The sequence below is a fragment of the Candidatus Darwinibacter acetoxidans genome, from assembly GCF_041936445.1.
Classification (GTDB): Bacteria; Bacillota; Limnochordia; order Darwinibacteriales; family Darwinibacteriaceae; genus DTU010.
In genome coordinates this window covers 1-3,739 of the sequence record NZ_JBHGXH010000085.1, presented here as the reverse complement: position 1 = coordinate 3,739, position 3,739 = coordinate 1, and the positions used below count along the sequence as shown (strand labels likewise).

The window sequence follows — 3,739 nt, the reverse complement described above, 5'->3', positions numbered from 1 at the left end:
CTCAACGCAAAAGGGTATGAGGCGCTCCGCGAGCGCACGCCCGTGATCGAATGGTATGCTGAACTCCAGACGGCCGATGGGTCGGCCGCCTGTGCCCGGTATGCCCTGGCATCGTATCGCACCTCGGCCGTCGGGGTCACGCCGATGACCTTTTCGCTGCCGGTGACGGGTGCAGACGTCACCCTGCCCTGCCAGATCGAGCAGGTGCAGCTCTTCGAGACCGCGACCGGGGGGGATCCCCTCTCCGACGCCGAGAGTGTCGAACCGCTCCTCCTAGTCCTGGAAGCCGATGCCGGGGCTGTGGTGCTGACCATCACCCTGCCGGCGGTGGTGTAGATGGGGCTGCCTGACCTCTATCCGGCCCAGGTCGGATCTCCGTACACCACCCTTGCCGCACCGTATACAACCGGTGAGGCTACGATGACCGTCGTGGATGCGACGAAACTCCCCGACGCCCCGAACATCGTCTGTCTGGCAGGATCTGTCGCAGGGGAATTTCGGTACTCCGAGAAAGATGGTAATACTCTCCTCGGAGTTGTCAAACTCCCCGGCACGCTGAACACGATCTGGCCGGTCGGTACATATGCGTTCAGGGGTATTGCCGCGTATGATCTGAATGCAATCCACGAGAACATGGTTCGTACCGCGACCTACGTCGTCGCCGCGAGCGATGCCCCAGATCATGTCAAGCGGCAGGCAGACTATGTCTGTGACGGAGTCGACGACCACGTTGAGATCCAGGCGGCGATCGACGCACTCCCAACATATGGGGGGACGGTCTACGTGACGGGTGGAACCTATCAGTGCCGGAAAACGATCACCTTTCCGAGTTACACCCGTCTCAAATTAGAGAAGGGGGCATCGATCTATGTCCCGGACGACCACGCGCTCACAGTATTCACCCCCTACGAGGGGCCGTTTTCCGCACTCATCACGAATGCAGACCACGCTGCAGGGAACACCGGAATTGTGATTGAAGGAGGATATATCGACTTCATGGCCGGGGAGGGGGCCACGCACACCAAGAGCCGGGTTCAGGGGTGGGCCGGGATCTGGCTGCACAACTGCACAAACTCCCGCGTTTCGGACGCAATTGTAGAAAACGTTGTATACGACGTCGATTGGACTTATGCGCGGGCATATGGCATCCTGCTAACAGAGTGCACATACTGTGTCGTCGTGGATTGTGAGGGGAACGAGGTCGGATACGAGGGGATTGGGATTCGCGTCAAGTGCGAACACATCCGGGTGATACGTTGCAAGGGGTTCCGCTGCAGGCAACACGCCATGCAAGTATGTGGGTGGGCACCCACCCCCGCCCCCGCCGAACTATACGACCCTCGGCATATAACCTTCGAGGATTGCTGCGGGAATAAGGATATTCTGGCTCACGGAGGGGTCGGGCGGGGTATGCGGGATATCGCCTTCATCCGGTGTCATTCCACAGAGAGTTCCGTCAGGGCGATCGGGGACATTAAAAATATCCTATTCCGGGACTGTTACGCCGAAGACACCAAATATGGAGTATATATCGGAACAACGGGGATAGATGGGGAGGTCGTCGACGGAGTCACAATCGACGGGTTCTATTATAGACATGGTGCCGGGGAGTTTACTGGCAGGGATATGCCCATACATATTATAGCATACACCCCCGGGTCGTTGATCAGAAATATCAAAATCATCAATGGGTATTTTGAGGGAGGTACCATTGCCGGCTTTTTAGATGGGGGACGACCCGGCGTAGTGTTCGAAAACATTGAGATCCGGGGAAATGTCCAAGTTAAGCCTCTTGATGTGTCAGGATTCGTGTCGGCGGCCGTTCACTTCAATTTAAAGAATGGTACAACCGAGGTACGGAACTTATCGATTCGGTCGAACCATCTCGAAAATTTGGACACGTTGATCCATTTCCACGCGGACGGGCCGCGTGGCAACAACGCGAGTGTCCACGGGACGATCTGCGAGGACAACGATATGACCACAGTGAGCACCTTGATCACAAAGGACGCGCCGGAGTTCGAACACACTTTCGAGAGGTTTTCTAGGAATCTCGGCTACGTCACCGAAAACAAGGGCGCCACAACATTACCCGCCGGCGGCGGCACCATTGCCCACGGTTGCGCCGCAACACCGACCGTCGCCACAGTCTCGGGTTCTGTCGCAGGCGAGATCGTGACCGTGACCTCGATTGATGCGACGAACATCACTGTCGCGATTAAGAAGCCCGATGGCGGCGCCGGGACGGCACAGACGGTCTACTGGAGGGCTGAGGTCTGATCCGGTCGGCAACCACTGAACCGGACTGAACCTATCCCCTCAGACGACGAATAGGTGATCAGAGATGCCTACACTGAAAACAAAATCCCTCGACGCCGCGCCCGAGCATCGGCTTCCGCGGAGTCTGTTGATCTGGAGGTCTGGTCTGCGTGACTATGATTGCGGGAAAATTGACCCAATTGAGGCAAAACCATGACTAGTAAACAGATTATGCGTATTCATACTACTGCCGGCGTCGAGGAGATCGACGCGGACCGGCTGATTGTAGAGGGAGATGAGTACGTCCTCTTCCGGGGGGAGGAGGAGGTCCGGCGAGTAAAAATGACCGACGTTCTGCACGAGACCGACCCCGAAACAGGCGAAGATCGCGGAGGCATCGTGACGATCTACAGCCGCAGCTGAGAGAGTATGGGCCGGTCCGGGCCGCTCCCGCAACCACTGAACCGGACTGAACCTATCCCCTCAGACAACTAAGAGAGGACTAAGCAATGCCTGAACTGAAAACCAAATCCCTCGACGCCGCGCCCGGACAGATGAAGGTCTGGACGGCGCGCCTCGTCGAGAGCGGCCCGGAGGTGACGCTCGTCCGTGTCCCGATCTCCTCCACTACCGAGGACCGGGACGGCGACGAGTTCTCCCTCGCGGGGTTGGAATCGATGCTCGCGGGGCTCAAGAGCGGCAAGGTCCCGCTCTACCTCGACCACGGATTCCGGGAGTCCGGCGCTCGCCTGTACGGGGCGCTCGATATGCTCGGCGCGTGGATCGACGGGGAGATCGAGGGGAGCACCCTCTACGGCACCGCGTTCCTGGATCCGGACAACTGGCTCGCGGATGAGCTCGCCCGCAAGATCGAGGCGGGGCTCCCGGTGGGGTTCTCCGTCGGGTTCGGGGTCATAAAGTCCCGGAGCAAGGACAACGGGGGGCTCATCTTCGACGAGGTCTCTCTCTGGGAGGTCTCCGCCGTAGGGATACCGAGCAACCCCGACGCTGTGAACTCGGCTGCCGTGCAGGCGGTCGTCAAGTCGCTCCGCATCAAAGCGGGGCTGGAAACCGATGAAATGAAGCGGAAAACCAAAGAGGAAGGCGAAGAGCCGAAGGAAGAGGAGCAGGAAGAGGAAAAGCAGCCCGAATCCTGCGAGGAAGAGGAGAAAGCGCAGGTAGAGGAGCCGACTGAAGAGGATGAAGAGGAAGAGAAGTCCTACGAGGTCCTCGACGAGGCGCAGATCCGGCAGATCATCGCCGACGAGATGCAGAAGCAGCTCGCCCCGATCACCGAGGCGCTCAAGTCCCTCGCCGTCCTCGACGAGATCAAGACCCTCGTGACGAAGGCCGTCGCGACCCGGAGCAAGGGGCCGCGGGGGATCGTCGTCGCCCGCGAGGTCAAGGACAGCGAACAGAAGACCGCCGACGGACCGGAGCAGAAATGGCCGGTCTTCGTCGCGTAAGGAGGCAACACACC

At 59.2% G+C, this 3,739-nt stretch carries 4 protein-coding genes; all 4 read left to right on the top strand.

The window, feature by feature from the left end; translation table 11 throughout:
- Positions 1-336: hypothetical protein (locus ACE4YL_RS02790; RefSeq protein WP_461369172.1), on the top strand; the 336-nt coding region annotated here is incomplete at its 5' end.
- The gene (locus ACE4YL_RS02785) at positions 337-2,280 is read left to right on the top strand and encodes a glycoside hydrolase family protein (RefSeq protein ID WP_461369171.1); all 1,944 of its coding nucleotides are present in this window, start codon (positions 337-339) and stop codon (positions 2,278-2,280) included.
- Between the two features lie 192 nt (positions 2,281-2,472).
- Positions 2,473-2,682 carry a hypothetical protein gene (locus ACE4YL_RS02780; RefSeq protein WP_461369170.1) on the top strand — a complete coding sequence of 70 codons (210 nt, stop codon included), beginning with the start codon at positions 2,473-2,475 and terminating at the stop codon, positions 2,680-2,682.
- Between the two features lie 86 nt (positions 2,683-2,768).
- The gene (locus tag ACE4YL_RS02775) at positions 2,769-3,725 is read left to right on the top strand and encodes an HK97 family phage prohead protease (RefSeq protein WP_461369169.1); all 957 of its coding nucleotides are present in this window, start codon (positions 2,769-2,771) and stop codon (positions 3,723-3,725) included.
- Positions 3,726-3,739: the final 14 nt, after the last annotated feature.